The 15,744-nt window shown below is 73.4% G+C and carries 19 protein-coding genes; 10 read left to right on the forward strand and 9 right to left on the reverse strand.

All coding sequences use genetic code 11. The features are described 5' to 3' along the window. The first annotated feature begins 1 nt into the window (after window position 1). The 9 genes from DT076_RS10105 (at window position 2) to DT076_RS10145 (ending at window position 6,259) form a co-directional block, all read left to right on the forward strand. Complete coding sequence (locus tag DT076_RS10105; protein ID WP_233493850.1) at window positions 2–880, forward strand: GTP-binding protein LepA; 879 nt, start codon at window positions 2–4, stop codon at window positions 878–880. Window positions 881–1,029: 149 nt separating this feature from the next. Next, window positions 1,030–1,251, forward strand: a complete 222-nt coding sequence (infA, locus tag DT076_RS10110) for a translation initiation factor IF-1 (RefSeq protein ID WP_090592297.1) — start codon at window positions 1,030–1,032, stop codon at window positions 1,249–1,251. A 97-nt stretch (window positions 1,252–1,348) separates the two neighbouring features. Beyond that, entirely contained in the window at window positions 1,349–1,462 is a 114-nt protein-coding gene (gene rpmJ / locus DT076_RS10115) for a 50S ribosomal protein L36 (RefSeq protein WP_002514836.1), read from the forward strand. Between the two features lie 253 nt (window positions 1,463–1,715). After that, window positions 1,716–2,090 carry a 30S ribosomal protein S13 gene (rpsM, locus tag DT076_RS10120; protein WP_114126534.1) on the forward strand — a complete coding sequence of 125 codons (375 nt, stop codon included), beginning with the start codon at window positions 1,716–1,718 and terminating at the stop codon, window positions 2,088–2,090. A gap of 38 nt (window positions 2,091–2,128) precedes the next feature. After that, on the forward strand, window positions 2,129–2,530 hold the full coding sequence (gene rpsK / locus DT076_RS10125) for a 30S ribosomal protein S11 (protein ID WP_114126535.1): 402 nt from the start codon (window positions 2,129–2,131) through the stop codon (window positions 2,528–2,530). A gap of 29 nt (window positions 2,531–2,559) precedes the next feature. Further along, the gene (gene rpsD / locus DT076_RS10130) at window positions 2,560–3,165 is read left to right on the forward strand and encodes a 30S ribosomal protein S4 (RefSeq protein ID WP_114126536.1); all 606 of its coding nucleotides are present in this window, start codon (window positions 2,560–2,562) and stop codon (window positions 3,163–3,165) included. A gap of 136 nt (window positions 3,166–3,301) precedes the next feature. Next, window positions 3,302–4,318, forward strand: coding sequence for a DNA-directed RNA polymerase subunit alpha (locus DT076_RS10135; RefSeq protein ID WP_114126537.1), 1,017 nt, complete (start codon window positions 3,302–3,304; stop codon window positions 4,316–4,318). Between the two features lie 89 nt (window positions 4,319–4,407). Continuing rightward, window positions 4,408–5,016, forward strand: a complete 609-nt coding sequence (gene rplQ, locus DT076_RS10140) for a 50S ribosomal protein L17 (RefSeq protein ID WP_114126538.1) — start codon at window positions 4,408–4,410, stop codon at window positions 5,014–5,016. A 163-nt stretch (window positions 5,017–5,179) separates the two neighbouring features. Next, entirely contained in the window at window positions 5,180–6,259 is a 1,080-nt protein-coding gene (locus tag DT076_RS10145) for a glycosyltransferase (protein ID WP_114126605.1), read from the forward strand. Window positions 6,260–6,262: 3 nt separating this feature from the next. Here the strand turns inward: DT076_RS10145 and DT076_RS10150 are convergent, their stop codons facing one another. Then, entirely contained in the window at window positions 6,263–6,919 is a 657-nt protein-coding gene (locus tag DT076_RS10150) for a PIG-L deacetylase family protein (RefSeq protein WP_114126539.1), read from the reverse strand. Window positions 6,920–7,022: 103 nt separating this feature from the next. Next, complete coding sequence (locus DT076_RS10155) at window positions 7,023–7,640, reverse strand: superoxide dismutase (RefSeq protein WP_114126540.1); 618 nt, start codon at window positions 7,638–7,640, stop codon at window positions 7,023–7,025. A 131-nt stretch (window positions 7,641–7,771) separates the two neighbouring features. Between DT076_RS10155 and DT076_RS10160 the strand changes: the two genes are divergently transcribed. After that, window positions 7,772–8,590 (forward strand): siderophore-interacting protein, encoded by an 819-nt coding sequence (locus tag DT076_RS10160; protein ID WP_114126541.1) that lies wholly within the window; start codon window positions 7,772–7,774, stop codon window positions 8,588–8,590. Between the two features lie 18 nt (window positions 8,591–8,608). Here DT076_RS10160 and DT076_RS10165 read toward each other — a convergent pair whose 3' ends face one another. The 7 genes from DT076_RS10165 to kdgD all read right to left on the reverse strand — a co-directional run bounded on the left by DT076_RS10165 (window position 8,609) and on the right by kdgD (window position 15,692). Next, window positions 8,609–9,151 (reverse strand): GNAT family N-acetyltransferase, encoded by a 543-nt coding sequence (locus DT076_RS10165; protein WP_114126542.1) that lies wholly within the window; start codon window positions 9,149–9,151, stop codon window positions 8,609–8,611. A gap of 23 nt (window positions 9,152–9,174) precedes the next feature. After that, window positions 9,175–10,002 carry an ECF transporter S component gene (locus DT076_RS10170; RefSeq protein ID WP_114126543.1) on the reverse strand — a complete coding sequence of 276 codons (828 nt, stop codon included), beginning with the start codon at window positions 10,000–10,002 and terminating at the stop codon, window positions 9,175–9,177. Then, window positions 9,999–11,618 carry an ABC transporter ATP-binding protein gene (locus tag DT076_RS10175; protein ID WP_114126606.1) on the reverse strand — a complete coding sequence of 540 codons (1,620 nt, stop codon included), beginning with the start codon at window positions 11,616–11,618 and terminating at the stop codon, window positions 9,999–10,001. Before DT076_RS10175 ends, DT076_RS10170 begins: the two co-directional genes overlap by 4 nt. Further along, window positions 11,618–12,778: a CbiQ family ECF transporter T component gene (locus tag DT076_RS10180; protein ID WP_114126544.1), complete on the reverse strand. Its 1,161-nt coding sequence runs from the start codon at window positions 12,776–12,778 to the stop codon at window positions 11,618–11,620. Before DT076_RS10180 ends, DT076_RS10175 begins: the two co-directional genes overlap by 1 nt. Window positions 12,779–13,045: 267 nt before the next feature. Beyond that, complete coding sequence (locus DT076_RS10185; protein WP_114126545.1) at window positions 13,046–13,267, reverse strand: hypothetical protein; 222 nt, start codon at window positions 13,265–13,267, stop codon at window positions 13,046–13,048. Window positions 13,268–13,434: 167 nt separating this feature from the next. Next, window positions 13,435–14,769 (reverse strand): enolase C-terminal domain-like protein, encoded by a 1,335-nt coding sequence (locus tag DT076_RS10190; protein WP_114126546.1) that lies wholly within the window; start codon window positions 14,767–14,769, stop codon window positions 13,435–13,437. Then, window positions 14,769–15,692: a 5-dehydro-4-deoxyglucarate dehydratase gene (kdgD, locus tag DT076_RS10195; protein ID WP_114126547.1), complete on the reverse strand. Its 924-nt coding sequence runs from the start codon at window positions 15,690–15,692 to the stop codon at window positions 14,769–14,771. The genes DT076_RS10190 and kdgD overlap by 1 nt, the downstream gene beginning before the upstream one ends. Window positions 15,693–15,744 lie beyond the last annotated feature (52 nt).

Here is a 15,744-nt window from a genome sequence, read left to right on the forward strand (position 1 = left end):
CGTGGCAGGACCCGTCATCACCCAGCAGAAGATCATGGATCACGTCCTGCGCCTGGGCGAGCTGTACCCGCCGATCCCGTTGGGCTCGGTCGACCGCACCGTCAAGAACCCCGCCGAGGTGAGTCGTCGCTTCGGCCACGTGCTCGACTACCTGGCCCGCGTCGAGCTCGAGGTGGACCGCAACGTGCTCGAGCTGCTGGTGCTGCTGCCCGACGTCGAGGAGGTCGACCGGGTCTTCTACGCCGACGTCTGGCAGCCGCAGGAGATCCAGCACGGGCTGATCCTCGACCGGCTCCAGCAGGACCTCGGGCAGCCGCCCGCCGAGCCGGTGCTGGAGGTGTCGATGAAGATGAAGATCCTCGGCGCGCTGTCGCACCTGCGTCCCATCCAGGACATCACCCGGCTGCTCTACTACCTCACCGGTGCGAGCACCGAGCGGCAGGCGGTGATCGCCTACAACAGCTTCACCAAGGGTCTGGTCGAGATGGGGGAGGACGCCATCGCCAAGACCATCGTCGGCCCGATCAAGCAGCAGGAGCCCGGCCACTTCGCCTTCTACAAGATGTCAGCCACCGCCCTGGTGCAGAGCGGGCGGCTCAAGCCCTGGCAGATGTATCTGGCCCGTCAGCTGCGCAGCCTCTCCTACAACCTCGCCGGGACCAACGCGATGGAGCGCTACAAGGCCCAGATGGGTGGGCTGATGCACACCATGGGCTTCGACGCCGACCTGCACGCCTACGCCCGCGAGGTCGGCCGGCTGGAGGCGAAGCTGCTGTGGGCCCACCGGCAGGGACTGGAGTTCCCCCAGTACGTGCTGAAGGCGCTGCGGGAGTCGGTGGAGCTGTACACCGAGAAGGGTCTCGGCGCCGCCACCGCCTGAGCCGTCGCGGTCGCGGCCGGCGGCGATTTGGGTCGGTGCGGCGGATGGCGTAGGCTACATCGTCGGTCACCCGTGCCGGGGGATCATCCTGTCCAACCACCATCCACGTGTCTGCGCTCCGCGGTGCGCGTGGGGAGATCGAGAGGTCAATGGCGAAGAAGGAAGGCGCGCTCGAGCTCGAGGGCACCGTCGTCGACGCGTTGCCGAACGCGATGTTCCGGGTTGAGCTCGCGAACGGCCACACGGTGCTCGCCACCATCAGTGGCAAGATGCGGCAGCACTACATCCGCATCCTCAAGAGCGACCGGGTCGTCGTCGAGCTCTCGCCCTACGACCTCGATCGTGGACGCATCGTCTACCGGCACAAGTGAGCTGAGCCGCACCACCCACATCCACCGACCGCAGGCGTGCCCCGCCGCGTCCCCGGGACGCCCGAGGCGCGCTCGCGCTGATTGAGAAGGTTGCTCGATGAAGGTCCAGCCGAGCGTCAAGAAGATCTGCGACAAGTGCAAGGTCATCCGCCGCCACGGGCGCGTGATGGTGATCTGCGACAACCCGCGGCACAAGCAGCGCCAGGGCTGACCCAGGCGCCGCCCGCCGGCCGACACCCTGTCGACCGGCGCCCACAACTGCACACGGCTCCGGACGGAGCCACGAAAAGCGTGGACGTACCCCGGCTGCTCGCAGCCGGGCCCACCCTCGGACGAAGGCCGAGGCCCCTCCCGCCGCACCGGCGGGGCCCACGGGGACGCGTCACGCCAGACACCTTCGCGGTCCCAGAGCTGGAAACTCGCCGGCCTCCACGGCCAGGACCGGAGCTGAGAGGAACTGCCAGATGGCACGTCTGATCGGAGTCGACCTCCCGCGCGACAAGCGCCTCGAGGTCGCCCTCACCTACATCTTCGGGGTGGGACGCACCCGCGCCCTGGAGACCCTGGCCGCCACCGGGATCAGTGGCGATCTCCGCGTCCACGAGCTGAACGACGAGCAGCTGGTCGCCCTGCGTGACCACATCGAGGCGAGCTACCAGGTCGAGGGTGACCTGCGCCGCGAGGTGGCCGCCGACATCCGCCGCAAGGTGGAGATCGGCTCCTACCAGGGCCGCCGCCACCGGATGGGTCTGCCCGTCCGCGGCCAGCGCACCCGCACCAACGCGCGTCAGCGCAAGGGCAAGCGCAAGGCCGTCGCCGGCAAGAAGAAGGCGCGCTGACCCGCGCCCGCTGAGACCAGATCCAGGGAGAGAGAAACATGGCTACTGCAGGTCGCGGCGGCGCCAAGAAGGTCCGCCGCAAGGAGAAGAAGAACGTGGTCGCCGGCCACGCGCACATCAAGAGCTCGTTCAACAACACCATCGTCACCATCACCGACCCCACCGGCGCCGTCATCGCCTGGGCGTCGTCGGGCACGGTGGGCTTCAAGGGCTCCCGCAAGTCGACCCCGTTCGCCGCGCAGATGGTGGCCGAGGCCGCCGGGCGTCGCGCGATGGAGCACGGCATGAAGCGTGTCGACGTGTTCGTCAAGGGCCCCGGCCCGGGCCGCGAGACCGCGATCCGCTCGCTGGGTGCGATCGGGCTGGAGGTCGGGGCCATCTCCGACGTCACCCCGGTGCCGCACAACGGCTGCCGCCCGCCCAAGCGGCGTCGCATCTGACCGCCCGAGAAGAAGAAGAGGACTGAGAGATGGCCCGTTACACCGGCCCCATGACCAAGAAGTCCCGTCGTCTCGGGACCGACCTCGTCGGCAACGACAAGGCCTTCGAGCGCCGTCCGTACCCCCCGGGCATGCACGGCCGCGGCCGCACCAAGGACTCGGAGTACTCGCTGCAGCTGCGCGAGAAGCAGAAGGCGCGCTTCTCCTACGGCGTGATGGAGAAGCAGTTCCGTCGCTACTACGAGGAGGCCAACCGCCAGGAGGGCAAGACCGGCGACATCCTGCTGCAGATCCTCGAGTCCCGTCTGGACAACGTGATCTACCGCGCCGGGTTCGCCAACACCCGCCGGCAGGCCCGCCAGCTCGTCGTGCACGGCCACTTCCTGGTCAACGGCCAGAAGGTGAACATCCCCTCCTACCGGGTGAGCGCGCACGACGTCATCGACGTCAAGCCGAAGTCGCTCAACCTGCACCCGCTGGTGGTCGCCCGTGAGACCCACGGCGAGCGCGAGGTGCCGGCCTGGCTGGACGCGCGTCCCAACCGGATGCGCATCCTCGTCCACTCCCTGCCCGTCCGCGAGCAGATCACGGTGGACGTCCAGGAGCAGCTGATCGTCGAGCTCTACTCCAAGTGAGCCACGCCGTCGCAGGCCGGTCCGTCCGGCCTGCGACGGCCCCGGCCCGCTGCGGCGGGCACCCCGCACCTGCCGGATGCAGGTGCGGTTCCACGTCCTCAGATAGCGGTGGACGTGGGGAAGGAACGAAGACACCATGCTGATCGCACAGCGCCCCACCCTGACCGAGGAGGTCGTCGCCGACTTCCGCTCCCGGTTCGTCATCGAGCCCCTGGAGCCCGGCTTCGGCTACACCCTCGGCAACTCGCTGCGTCGCACCCTGCTGTCGTCCATCCCGGGCGCGGCGGTGACGAGCATCAAGATCGACGGCAACCTGCACGAGTTCTCGACCATCGAGGGCTGCGTGGAGGACGTCACCGAGATCATCCTCAACCTCAAGGGCCTCGTCGTCTCCTCCGAGGAGGACGAGCCCGTGACGATGTACCTGCGCAAGGCCGGTGCCGGTGCGGTGACCGCCGCCGACATCGCCCCGCCCGCGGGCGTCGAGGTGCACAACCCCGACCTGCACATCGCCACCCTCAACGACAACGGCAAGCTCGAGATGGAGCTGGTCGTCGAGCGCGGCCGCGGCTACGTCTCGGCGGTGCAGAACAAGAACGTCGACGCCGAGATCGGGCGCATCCCGGTCGACTCCATCTACTCCCCGGTGCTCAAGGTCACCTACAAGGTGGAGGCCACCCGCGTCGAGCAGCGCACCGACTTCGACCGCCTCGTGGTCGACGTCGAGACCAAGCAGGCGATCACCCCGCGGGACGCGGTGGCCTCGGCCGGCCGCACCCTGGTCGAGCTGTTCGGTCTGGCCCACGAGCTGAACGTCGAGGCCGAGGGCATCGAGATCGGCCCGTCCCCGGTGGACGAGCAGCTGGCCGCCGACCTGGCGCTGCCGGTGGAGGACCTCAACCTCAGCGTCCGGTCCTACAACTGCCTCAAGCGCGAGGGCATCCACACCGTCAGCGAGCTGGTCTCACGCAGCGAGCAGGACCTGCTCGACATCCGCAACTTCGGCTCCAAGTCCATCGACGAGGTGAAGGAGAAGCTCGTCGAGATGGGTCTGTCGCTCAAGGACAGCGCCCCGGGCTACGACCCGATGGCCGCCCGCTACGACGAGGGCGCCGAGGACGAGGTCGACTACGCCGAGACCGAGCAGTACTGAGCACAACCGGGCAGTACCTGACGTACTGACGCCCAGCCCGAGCGCTGCCGGTGCCCACCGCGCAGCACCGCACCTGATGGAGAACTGACATGCCGACACCGACCAAGGGTCCGCGCCTGGGTGGCAGCCCGGCCCACGAGCGCATCATCCTCGACAACCTGGCCAGCCAGCTGTTCGAGCACGGGCGCATCACCACGACCGAGGCCAAGGCCAAGCGCGTCCGCCCGCTGGCGGAGAAGCTGATCACCAAGGCCAAGCGGGGTGACCTGCACGCGCGCCGGCAGGTGGCCACCCACATCCGGGACAAGGACGTGCTGCACGTCCTGTTCGCCGAGATCGCCCCGGCCGTGGCCGGTCGCGACGGCGGCTACACCCGGATCACCAAGGTGGGCCCGCGCAAGGGCGACAACGCCCCGATGGCGGTGATCGAGGTCATCACCACGGCCGTCCAGCCGAAGGCGAAGGCCGCCGCACCGGCCGCCAGCGCGCCGCAGCACGGGTCGACCGAGGAGGAGCCGGCGGAGGTCACCCCCGCCGACGAGACCGGGGGTGAGGTCGAGGAGCAGGCCCCGGCCGAGGACCTGCAGCCGGAGCCGACCACCACCGACACGGCGTCGGAGGAGGTCACCGAGGCCCGTGACGAGGAGGCCGCCGCCTCCGACGACGCCGGCACCGAGGACACCTCGAAGAACGCCTGATCGTCCGGCCAACGGCTACGCTCCGACGCGGTGCCCACCACCTGGTGGGCACCGCGTCGGTCGTTCCGGCCGCCGGACCTCCCCGGACAGGAGCACCGTGACCGACCCCGGCAGACTGCGGATCGCCCAGCTCGCCAACTTCGTGGGGCCCGTCTCCGGCGGCATGCGGACCGCCGTCGACGCCCTGGGCCGGGGCTACGTCGAGGCCGGCGCCGAGCGCATCCTCGTGGTGCCGGGCCGCGAGGACGAGGTCACCGAGACCGAGGCCGGGATCGTGGTGCGGGTCCGGGCGCCGCGGCTCACCGGCGGGTACCGGATGATCGCCCAGCCCTGGCGGGCCCTCGACGTGCTCGACCAGTTCCACCCGACCAGCGTCGAGGTCTCCGACAAGTGGACGCTGTCGCCGGTGGCGGGCTGGGCCAGCCGGCGCGGGATCGGCTCGGTGCTGTTCAGCCACGAGCGGCTGGACGCCCAGCTGTCGCTCTTCCTCAAGCGCCCGGCCCGCCGCGTCCCCGGGCTCACCACCCTCTACCACCGCCTGGCCAAGGCCTTCGACGCGGTGGTGGTGACCTCCGACTACGCCGCCGACGAGTGGGCGCCGACCGGTGCGTCCCTGGTCCGGGTGCCGCTCGGGGTCGACCTGCAGACCTTCCACCCCAGCCGCGGTGAGCCGGCCGAGGACGGCGTGCTCAAGCTGGTGCACATCGGCCGGCTGTCGCGGGAGAAGAGCCCGCACCTGGCGGTGGCCGCCGCGGTCGAGGTGCACCGGCGTGGTGTGCCGGTCCGGCTCGACGTCTACGGCACCGGCCCGCACTCCGAGGAGCTGGTCGAGATCGCCGGGGACGCGCCCGTGCACTTCCACGGCTACGTCGGCTCCCGGCTCGAGGTGGCGGCCGCCTTCGCCCGCGCCGACATCTCGCTGTCGGTGTGCCCGGTGGAGACCTTCGGGCTGGCCGTCCTGGAGGCCCTGGGCTCGGGGACGCCGGTGGTCACCGCCGACCGCGGCGGGGCCCGCGAGCTGGTCGACGAGCGCTCCGGGGCCTGGGGCGAGCCGACCACCGAGGGGATCGCCGACGCGGTGCTGCGGCTGGCCGCCCAGCCCCGCCGGCCCTTCCGCGAGGGCGCCCGCCGCCGGGCCGAACGCTACGCCTGGTCGGCCAGCGTGGAGCGGATGCTCGCGCTGCACGGGCGGCTGGCCGAGGAGGTGCCGCACCGCCCGCTCCGACGCCGGCGGGCGTCCTGAGCCTCAGACCCGGCTGAAGACCATCGCGTGCCGGCCGCCGAGGTCCTCGTGCGGCGGACAGCACATCTCGACCACGGCCCGCGCCTGCTCGGGCACCGGGGTCTGCGGGTCGAGCACCGCGAAGTAGGTCGCGTGGGCGGCGACGGCGCGGACGCACGCCACCACCTGGTCCTCGACGTCGACGAGCAGGTCGCCGCGGGGGTCCTGCTGGTAGAGCGGGACGCCGCTGCCGGCCAGCGCGCCGACCGCGGCGTGGCCGAGCTCGATGTGGTCGCTCTGGTTGGGGGAGTCGTCGTCCCAGGCGGCGCCGAAGAAGCCGACGACGGCGAGGTGGGCGCCGCGGCGGGTGACGGCCTCGCGCAGGGCGGCCCGCAGCTCCGGGGTGTCGTGCAGCGCGCTGTCGGGGAAGCCGAGGAACTCGACGTCGTCCACCCCGACCTCGGCGGCGGCGGCCCGCTGCTCGGCCTCCCGCAGGGGACCGGCCTGCTCGGGCGCCAGACCCTCGATCCCCGCCTCACCGCGGCTGGCCAGCACGTAGCCGACGGTGCGGCCCTCGGCCGTCCAGCGGGCGACCGCGGCGGCGGTGCCGTAGTCGATGTCGTCGGGATGGGCCACCAGTACCACGGCCCGCTGCCAGTCGGTGGGGAACGGCGCGCTCATGGCCCCGATCATGCCGACCCGGTCGGCGCGGGGTCGAGGGTGGGCCCGGACGCGCGAGAGCCGCGTCCCGGGCGGGACGCGGCTCTCGCCGGTGCGGTCGGACTCAGACCAGACCGGGGGTGGCGCTGCGCGCCTTGGTGAAGCGCTCGGTCGCGTCGGCCCAGTTGACGACGTTCCACCAGGCGGTGACGTAGTCGGCCTTGACGTTCTTGTACTGCAGGTAGAAGGCGTGCTCCCACATGTCGAGCTGGAGCACCGGGATCTGCCCGACGGGCAGGTTGCCCTGCTGGTCGAAGAGCTGGAACATGTTGAGCCGCTGGCCGAGGACGTCCCAGGCCACGACCGACCAGCCGGAGCCCTGGATGCCGGCCGCGTTGGCCGCGAACTGGCCCTTGAAGCCGGCGAAGCCGCCGAAGAACTCCTCGATCGCCGCAGCCAGCTCGCCGTCGGGCTCGCCGCCGCCGTCGGGCGACATGTTCTTCCAGAACACCGAGTGGTTGACGTGACCGCCGAGGTTGAACGCGAGGTCCTTCTCCAGCTTGTTGACGTTGGCGAAGTCCTCCTTCTCCCGGGCCTCGGCCAGCTTCTCCAGCGCGGTGTTGGCGCCGGTCACGTAGGTGTTGTGGTGCTTGCTGTGGTGCAGCTCCATGATCTCCGGCGCGATGTGCGGTGCGAGGGCGCTGTAGTCGTAGGGCAGGTCAGGAAGGGTGTAAACCCCCATGGGTTCCTCCTCGGTTGGAGTGCTTCAGATGCCGTTGCGACTGTACCGAGGGCGGCGTCCCACCTCCCCGCGGGGTGGTGCCCCGCGGGTTCCGTTCGGTTAGGCTCGCCTTACCCGCTCGAGGAGGACCGATGGCCGTCAGCCGGACCAAGCCCGCCAGCCAGGGGCTGGTGCACGCCCGGGTACTCGACCGGCACCGGGTGTCGCCGGGATTCGTCCGCGTCGTGCTGGGCGGAGACGACCTGGCGGCGATCGAGCCGATGGGCCACGACCACTGGGTCCGCTTCTTCCTGCCCGCCGGCGAGGGCTCGCTGGAGCGGCTGCCGGGCTCGATGGGGCTGCTCTCCTACGCCCGCTACCGCGCCCTCCCGGCGGCGCGGCGTCCGGTGCTGCGGAACTACACGATCGCCGACCTGCGCCACGGCGACGGCGGTTCCCAGCTCGACATCGACTTCGCCGTCCACGAGGCCCCGGACGGCCAGCAGCCGGGGCCGGCGATCGGTTGGGCGCTCGGCTGCTGTGAGGGCGACCCGGTGGCGCTGATCGACGAGGGCATCACCTTCGCCCCGCCCGCAGACGTCGCGTCCTTCCTGCTGGTCGGCGACGAGACGGCCCTGCCCGGGATCGCCGGCATCCTGCACAGCCTGCCCGCCGACGCGCGCGGCACGGCGCTGCTGGAGGTGGGCTCGGCCGAGGACGTCCGCGAGCTCCCCGCACCCGCCGGTGTCGAGCTGCGCTGGCTGCCGCGCACCGACCCGCACGCGGTCCCCGGCGCGCTGGCGCTGACCGCCGTGCAGCAGCTGTCGACGCCGGACGCCCGCTGCTACGCCTGGGTGGCGGGGGAGTCCGCGTTGGCCACCGGAGCCCGCCGGCACCTGGTGCAGGCCGGGCTGGCCAAGGACCGCATCACCTTCGTCGGCTACTGGCGCCACGGCCGCGCCCAGTACTGAGCGCCGGGGCGGGCGCCCTCAGTCGTGCAGGATGCGCTGGAAGAGCCGGTGGTCCTGCCAGCGGCCGCCGATCCTCAGGTAGCGCTCGGCGACCCCGATCTCGGTGAACCCGCAGCGCCGCAGCACCCGCTGGGAGGCGACGTTGTGCAGCAGGGTCCCGGCCTGCAGCCGGTGCAGTCCGAGCTCGTCGCGGGCGATCGCGGCGGCGGCGTCCACTGCGCGGGTCATCAGCCCGCGGCCGGTGTGGGTGGCGGCGGTCCAGTAGCCGAGGTTGGCGCTCTGGAAGGCCCGGCGGACGATGCCGGTCAGGCTGACCCGGCCGACCACCGTGGTCTGCTCGACCAGCACCAGCCACAGCCCAGCTCCCTCGCCGGTGGCGCGCTGGTGCGCCTCGACCTCGCGGCGCTGGCCCTCGGCGGTGAACCAGGACGCCGGCCGCTCCGGCTCCCACGGGGCCAGGTGCAGCCAGCTGTCGGCGTAGGCGGTGGCCAGCGCCGCGGCGTCGTCGAGGGTCACCGGGCGCAGCACCACGTCCTCGGTCAGCTGCCGTGTCCAGCGCACCCGCCGATGGTAGGGCGGCGGGGTCAGCTCACCCGGGCGGCGCGGCGCAGCACGGCGAGGACGGGTGCGCCGAGGAGCAGCAGGGCGACCGCGTTGGTGATCGCGCGCCCGGTGTCGAAGGTGGCGGTCGACGTCAGCAGGGTGAACACCGCGAACCGGCGCAGGTTGTCCAGCAGCGGTGCGCCCGGGACGAGGTCGAGCGCGCCGGTGGGCTCGCCCGGCATCGCGATCCCGGTGAGGAAGGGCCACACCGACAGGTTGATGAGCAGCCCGAACAGGTAGGCCGAGACGACGCCGTAGCCGACCAGCAGCGCGAGCTCGGCCGCCCCGCGCGCCCGGGGGAGCAGGCCGGCGCCCAGACCGATCCAGGCCGCGCAGATCATCTGGTAGGCCAGCCACGGGCCCATCCCCGCGGTGAGCAGCGCCGAGGCGAACAACGAGGTGCAGCCGAGCAGGAAGCCGAACCCGGGTCCGAGCACCCGTCCGCTGAGGATGAGCAGGAAGAACACCGACTCGACCCCGGCGGTGCCCGCGCTCAGCGCCGGGCGCAGCGCGGCGTTCAGCGCCGACAGCACCCCGAGCACGGCCAGGGTGCGTGAGTCGAGGCCGCGTTCGGTGAGCTGGGCCAGCGCCAGCAGCAGCACCAGCGGCACCAGCGCCACCAGCAGGAACCCGGCGCCCTCGTCGGCCCCGGACGCGGGCACCCACAGCGGCCAGGTGAGCGCCCCGAGGCCGAGCACGCTGGCCAGTGCCACCACCGCCGCCGACCATCCGCGCAGCCGGACGCCGGTGGCACCCGCGCCGACCGCTACCACCGGCAGCGGCTCGACCGGCGGGGCCGGCGCGCTCATCGCGTCCTCCGCCCGGGCCCGCCGGGCAGCCCGCCGTCGCGTGCCGGCAGGTCGGGGTCGGCGGGAACCACCTCGTCGGGGGTGAGGTGGCGGAGGGGAGCCATCACCCGGGAGGTCTGCGGTGCCAGCAGCGGGGAGGACGGCAGCACCTCGCGGACCGGGCCGTCGGTGACCACCTCGCCCTCGGCGAGCACCACCACCCGCTGGCAGGTGGCGGCGACGAACTCGACGTCGTGGGTGGCGACCAGCACGGTGCGTCCCTGCTCGGTGAGGGTCTGCAGCGTCCGGGTCAGCTCCGCCTTGGCGCGGTAGTCCAGCCCGCGGGTCGGCTCGTCGAGGAGCACCACCGACGTGTCGGGGGCCAGCTGCAGGGCCAGCACGAGGGCGAGCAGCTGGCCCTCGGACAGGTCGCGGGGGTGCTGCCCGGGACGCAGGTCGCCGCCGAGCCGACGGGCCAGCGCCAGCGTCGAGCCGGGCGGGCGTCCGGCGCGGGTGTCGGCGTCGGCGCACTCGGCGGCCACGGTCTCCCGGTAGAGCAGGTCGGCCGGGGTCTGCGGCACCAGCGCGGCCCGCCCGTCGACCGGACGCCCGTCCAGGGTGACCTCGCCGGTGTGCGGCCCGGCGCCGTGCAGCGCCCACAGCAGCGAGGACTTGCCCGAGCCGTTGCGGCCGACCAGGGCGGTGAGCTGCCCGGGGGGCAGGTGCAGGTCGACCTCACGGACGGCGACGGCCGAGCCGTGGCGCACGGTGAGCCGCCGGGCCCGCAGCCCACCGGGGGTGTCGGGCAGCGGTGGGTCGACCGGTGAGGTGAGGGTGCGGCGCAGCGGCGCGGCCCGGCGCCGGGCGTCCCGCACCGACAGCGGCAGCGGGGACCAGCCCAGCCGCCGGCCCAGCTCGACCACCGGCGGCACCAGCTCGGCGCGGGCCAGCACCTCCGCCGGCGGGCCCTGCTCGACGGTGCCGTCGGCCCCGACCCGCACCACCAGGTCGGCCGACTCCACCACCCGCTCCATCCGGTGCTCGGCCACCAGCACGGTGGTGCCGAGGTCGTGCACCAGCCGCCGCAGCACCGCCAGGACGTCCTCGGCCGCCACCGGGTCGAGGGCGGAGGTCGGCTCGTCGAGGACCAGCAGCGGTGGCCGGAGGGTGAGCACGCTGCCGATGGCGACCCGCTGCTGCTCCCCGCCGGACAGGGTGCGCAGCGAGCGGCGGCGCAGGGGGGCGATGCCGAGCAGATCCAGCGTCTCCTCCACCCGCACCCGCATCGGCGCGGGCGGCAGCCCCTGCTGCTCCATCGGGTAGGCCAGCTCGTCCTCGACGGTGTCGGTGACGAAGGCGGTCAGCGGGTCCTGGGGCACCCAGCCGACCCGGTCGGCCAGCTCGCGCGGGGGGCGGGTGGTGACGTCCTCCCCGGCCAGGGTGACCCGGCCGGTGCGGACGCCGGCGGTGAACCGCGGCACCAGGTTGTTGATCGTGCCGAGCAGGGTGGACTTGCCGCTGCCGGTGGGCCCGGTGACCAGCGCCAGCTCGCCCTCGTCCACGGTCAGGTCGACGTCGCGCAGCACGGCCGGGCCGTCGGCGGAGTAGCGGACGGTGAGCCCCTCGATGCGCAGCATCACGACGCCACCTCCGGCCGGGGAGTGAGGACGGCGGGCAGCGCGGCGACGACGGCGGCGGCCACGAGCAGCAGGGTCAGCGGCGGCCACTCGCGCAGCGAGGGGACGACCGCGGCCGCGTCAGCACCCCGGGCCGTCTGCCACACCAGCAGGAAGGTGAGCACCCCGCAGACCACCGTCAGCCACTCCGCCGGCCGCATCCGGTCGGGGCGGTAGCGGGTGCGCCGGACGTCCCGGCCGGCCAGCCACAGCCCGACGCCGGCCACCAGCACCCCGGCCAGCAGCACCAGCGGGCCGCCCGCCCCCGGCAGTGCGGCCGCGAGGGTGGCGTAGGCGCCGAGGGCGAGCAGTGCCAGGGCGAGCAGGGCGGTGCCCGCGGTGAGCGCACGGCGGGCCGGTGATCCGGTACCGGCGCGGCCGTAGCCACGGGCGTCCATCGCCGCGGCCAGCGCGAGGGAGCGGTCGAGGGCGTCGGTCAGCACCGGCACCACCACCGAGCGGACCAGCTGGCGGCGCGGACGTCGGACGCCGGCGGCCGGGGCGCGCAGTCGCCGGGCCCGCTGCACGCGGCGGACCGAGTCGGCGAGCTGGGCGAAGACCGTCACCGCGATCACCAGCGCGGTGCCGAGCTCGTACAGCGCCGGCGGCAGCGCGGCCAGCAGCCGGCGCGGGTCGGCCAGCGAGTTCGCCGCACCCACGCAGAGCACCACGGTGCCCAGCCTCAGCCCGTCCTGCAGCGCGGCCACCACGGCGTCGGAGGTCACGTCGCCGAGCAGCCGCAGCCCGGTGAACCAGTGCGGCAGGGGGACCTCGGGGAGTGCGAGCAGCACCGTGCCGCCGTCCTGGCCGCCGAAGACCACCCGGTAGAGCAGCCGCAGCACCACCACGGCGCCGGCCAGGGCCAGGTAGAGCCGGAAGGAGCGCGCCCAGGGTCCGCTGCCGCGCCGCAGCAGCACCACCTGGGTGACCGCGGCCGCCAGCAGCAGGAGCAGCAGCGGGTTGGTCGTCAGGCTGGCCGCGGCGGCGACGCCGACCGCCCACACCCACCAGGCCACCGGGTGCAGCGACCGCGGCAGCCGGGACCACCGCGCGGCACCGCCCGACCGCGGCGCGACGTCGGCGGGCGCACCCGTCGGGGCGGTCGGTGGCGGGGTCGGCATCGGGGAGCGTCCTGTCAGCCGCGGGCGGACGCCCGGCCGGTGCCCCCCGACCGGCTCGCCCGCGGGCCACGGCGGGTGGTGGTGAGCCGAGGTGGAGGCAGGCGATCCGACTCGTCCCACCGGGGTGGGGCACACGGTTGCGGGCCAGCGTCGGACTCCCACCGACTTCCCCTGCGACCACCTCCGTGGCGCCCGGCAGGGCACCACCTTGGATGTGTCGGCACCTTACAACGGCAGGCCGCGTGGCCGGCCGTCGCGAGGCACCCTTCAGCTGTCGTCGGCTGGGTCGTCGCCCAGGGCGTCGGCGATCGCGTCGTCGACCTGCTCGATCCGGCTCTGCTCGCCGGCCTCCGCGGTGGTGTCCCGGTCGCGGAGCCGGTCGGCGAGGTCCTGCGGCAGGCGCCCGATCGGTGCGTCGTCGCCGGTCGGCTCCTGGGAGCGTCGGTCCACCTCGTCCATCGCGACCTCCTCCTCCGCGCTGCGGGTCACCGCCCATGCTGGCACGCCCGCCCCAGGTCCGGCGGACGACCTGGACGTCCCGCCCGGCCTGACCTCAGCGCGCTGAGCCTGTCGGAGCGCGAGCGCCCCGCACCAGCCCCCAGAGTCGACCGGCCGGCTCGATCGCCCGTCGACAGGCTCAGGGCGTTGGGGTCGGGTCAGCGGACGAGGCAGGGGCGCTTGGGGTCGAAGGTCCAGCCGGGGACGAGGTACTGCATCGCCGTGGCGTCGTCGCGGGCACCGAGGCCGTGCTCGGTGTAGCGGGCGTGCGCCTCGGCCAGCCGCTCGCGGTCGAGCTGGACGCCGAGGCCCGGGGTGTCGGGCACCTGCACGGCGCCGTCGCGGATCACCGGCGGTGCGGTGGTGATGCCCTGGCCGTCCTGCCAGATCCAGTGCGTGTCCAGCGCGGTGATCTCGCCCGGCGCGGCCGCCCCGACCTGGGTGAACATCGCCAGCGAGACGTCCAGGTGGTTGTTGGAGTGCGAGCCCCAGGTCAGCCCGAACTCGGCGCACAGCTGGGCCACCCGGACCGAGCCGGCCATCGTCCAGAAGTGCGGGTCGGCCAGCGGGATGTCCACGGCGGCGCTGCGCACGGCGTGCGCCAGCTGGCGCCAGTCGGTGGCGACCATGTTCGTGGCGGTGCGCATGCCGGTGGCCCGGCGGAACTCCGCCATCGTCTCCCGGCCGGAGAAGCCCTGCTCGGCGCCGCACGGGTCCTCGGCGTAGGCGAGCACCCCGTGCAGGCCGGAGCAGATCCGGATCGCGTCGGCCAGCAGCCAGCCGCCGTTGGGGTCGAGGGTGATCCGGGCCTCGGGGAAGCGCTCGGCCAGCGCGGTCACCGCGGCGGCCTCCTCGTCCCCGGCCAGCACGCCGCCCTTGAGCTTGAAGTCGCTGAACCCGTAGCGCTCCTGCGCCGCCTCGGCCAGCGCCACCACCGCCTCCGGCGTCATCGCCTCCTCCCGCCGCAGCGCCGACCAGCGGTCCTGCTCCCCGGCGCCGACGGCGTCCCCGCGGACGTAGGGCAGGTCGGTGCGGTCGGGGTCGGCGACGTAGAAGAGGTACCCGAGCATCGGGACGGCCTCACGCTGCTGGCCGTCGCCGAGCAGCTCGGCCACCGGCACCCCCTGCTGCTGGCCGGCCAGGTCGAGCAGGGCGGACTCCAGCGCCGTCACCGCGTGCACCGTGGTCCGCAGGTCGAAGGTCTGCCCGCCTCGACCGGCGGCGTCCCGGTCGGCGTAGGCGGCGGCGACGCGGCGCAGCAGCGAGCGGTAGCGCAGCACCGGCTGGCCGACCAGCAGCTCACCCGCCTCGGCGATGGTGCTCCGGATCGCCTCTCCGCCGGGCACCTCGCCCAGCCCGGTGCGGCCGTCGGAATCGGTGACGACGGCGATGTTGCGGGTGAAGAACGGGCCGTGGGCGCCGCTGAGGTTGAGCAGCATCGAGTCGTGACCGGCGACCGGGACCACCTCGACGCGGGCGACGGTGACGCTCATCAGGCGGTGGCCCCGATGCCCTGCACCAGGGTGGTCAGCTCGGCCAGCTCGTCCTGGGTGAGGTCGCTCAGCGGCGGCCGGACCGGTCCGGCCGGGCGTCCGATCACCCGCATCCCGCCCTTGATGATGGAGACGGCGTAGCCCTTGGTGCGGTCGCGCAGCCGGGTGTAGGGGATGACGAACTGGTTGAGCCGGCGGTACACCTCGTCGCGGTCCTGGCGGCGGACCGCCTCGTAGAACTCGACGGCGAACTGCGGCACGAAGTTGAAGATGGCCGAGGAGTAGGTGGTCACCCCGAGCTGCAGCAGCGGCAGCGCGAACACCTCGGCGGTGGGCAGCCCGCCGACGTAGGTCAGCCGGTCACCCATCCGGGCGTAGGTGCGGGTCATCTGCTCGATGCTGCCCACGCCGTCCTTGAAGCCGACGAGGTTGGCGCTGCGCTCGCACGCCCGCTCCACGGCCTCGTCGTGCAGCACCGCGTTGGCGCGGCTGTAGTAGACGATCCCGAGGGAGGTGGCCGCGCAGACGGCGCTCACGTGCTCCACCAGCCCGACCTGGTCGGCCTCGGTGAGGTAGGGCGGCATCAGCAGGATGCCGCTCGCGCCGGCCGCCTCGGCGGCCCGGGCCTGGGCGATCGCGTTGCGGGTCGAGCCGGTGGCGGGGGCCAGCACGGGCACCTTGCCGGCCACCCCGTCGACGGCGGCGCGCACCACCTGGTCGGTCTCCTCGGCGGTGAGCGAGAACCCCTCGCCGGTGCCGCCGGCGGCGAACAGCGCCGCCACCGGGTAGCCGCTGAGCCACTCCAGATGCTCGCGGTAGCCGGGGACGTCCAGCTCGAGGTCGTCGGTGAACGCGGTCACCGGGAAGGACAGCAGCCCGCTGCCCAGGACGGTCGCGAGCTCGGACGGGGTGACGGCAGGCACGGTGGCGGCTCCTCAGCACTCGGCCCGGCGGCGCGGTCCGCCGCCCGGTGGC

The sequence above is a fragment of the Desertihabitans brevis genome, from assembly GCF_003327535.1.
Classification (GTDB): Bacteria; Actinomycetota; Actinomycetes; order Propionibacteriales; family Propionibacteriaceae; genus Desertihabitans; species Desertihabitans brevis.

Bases quoted from the DNA above. Each gene is read 5' to 3' on its own strand.
- infA (WP_090592297.1), top strand. From the start codon at position 1,030: ATGGCGAAGAAGGAAGGCGCGCTCGAGCTCGAGGGCACCGTCGTCGAC.
- rpmJ (WP_002514836.1), top strand. From the start codon at position 1,349: ATGAAGGTCCAGCCGAGCGTCAAGAAGATCTGCGACAAGTGCAAGGTC.
- rpsM (WP_114126534.1), top strand. From the start codon at position 1,716: ATGGCACGTCTGATCGGAGTCGACCTCCCGCGCGACAAGCGCCTCGAG.
- rpsK (WP_114126535.1), top strand. From the start codon at position 2,129: ATGGCTACTGCAGGTCGCGGCGGCGCCAAGAAGGTCCGCCGCAAGGAG.
- rpsD (WP_114126536.1), top strand. From the start codon at position 2,560: ATGGCCCGTTACACCGGCCCCATGACCAAGAAGTCCCGTCGTCTCGGG.
- DT076_RS10135 (WP_114126537.1), top strand. From the start codon at position 3,302: ATGCTGATCGCACAGCGCCCCACCCTGACCGAGGAGGTCGTCGCCGAC.
- rplQ (WP_114126538.1), top strand. From the start codon at position 4,408: ATGCCGACACCGACCAAGGGTCCGCGCCTGGGTGGCAGCCCGGCCCAC.
- DT076_RS10145 (WP_114126605.1), top strand. From the start codon at position 5,180: ATGCGGACCGCCGTCGACGCCCTGGGCCGGGGCTACGTCGAGGCCGGC.
- DT076_RS10150 (WP_114126539.1), bottom strand. From the start codon at position 6,919: ATGAGCGCGCCGTTCCCCACCGACTGGCAGCGGGCCGTGGTACTGGTG.
- DT076_RS10155 (WP_114126540.1), bottom strand. From the start codon at position 7,640: ATGGGGGTTTACACCCTTCCTGACCTGCCCTACGACTACAGCGCCCTC.
- DT076_RS10160 (WP_114126541.1), top strand. From the start codon at position 7,772: ATGGCCGTCAGCCGGACCAAGCCCGCCAGCCAGGGGCTGGTGCACGCC.
- DT076_RS10170 (WP_114126543.1), bottom strand. From the start codon at position 10,002: ATGAGCGCGCCGGCCCCGCCGGTCGAGCCGCTGCCGGTGGTAGCGGTC.
- DT076_RS10175 (WP_114126606.1), bottom strand. From the start codon at position 11,618: ATGCTGCGCATCGAGGGGCTCACCGTCCGCTACTCCGCCGACGGCCCG.
- DT076_RS10180 (WP_114126544.1), bottom strand. From the start codon at position 12,778: ATGCCGACCCCGCCACCGACCGCCCCGACGGGTGCGCCCGCCGACGTC.
- DT076_RS10190 (WP_114126546.1), bottom strand. From the start codon at position 14,769: ATGAGCGTCACCGTCGCCCGCGTCGAGGTGGTCCCGGTCGCCGGTCAC.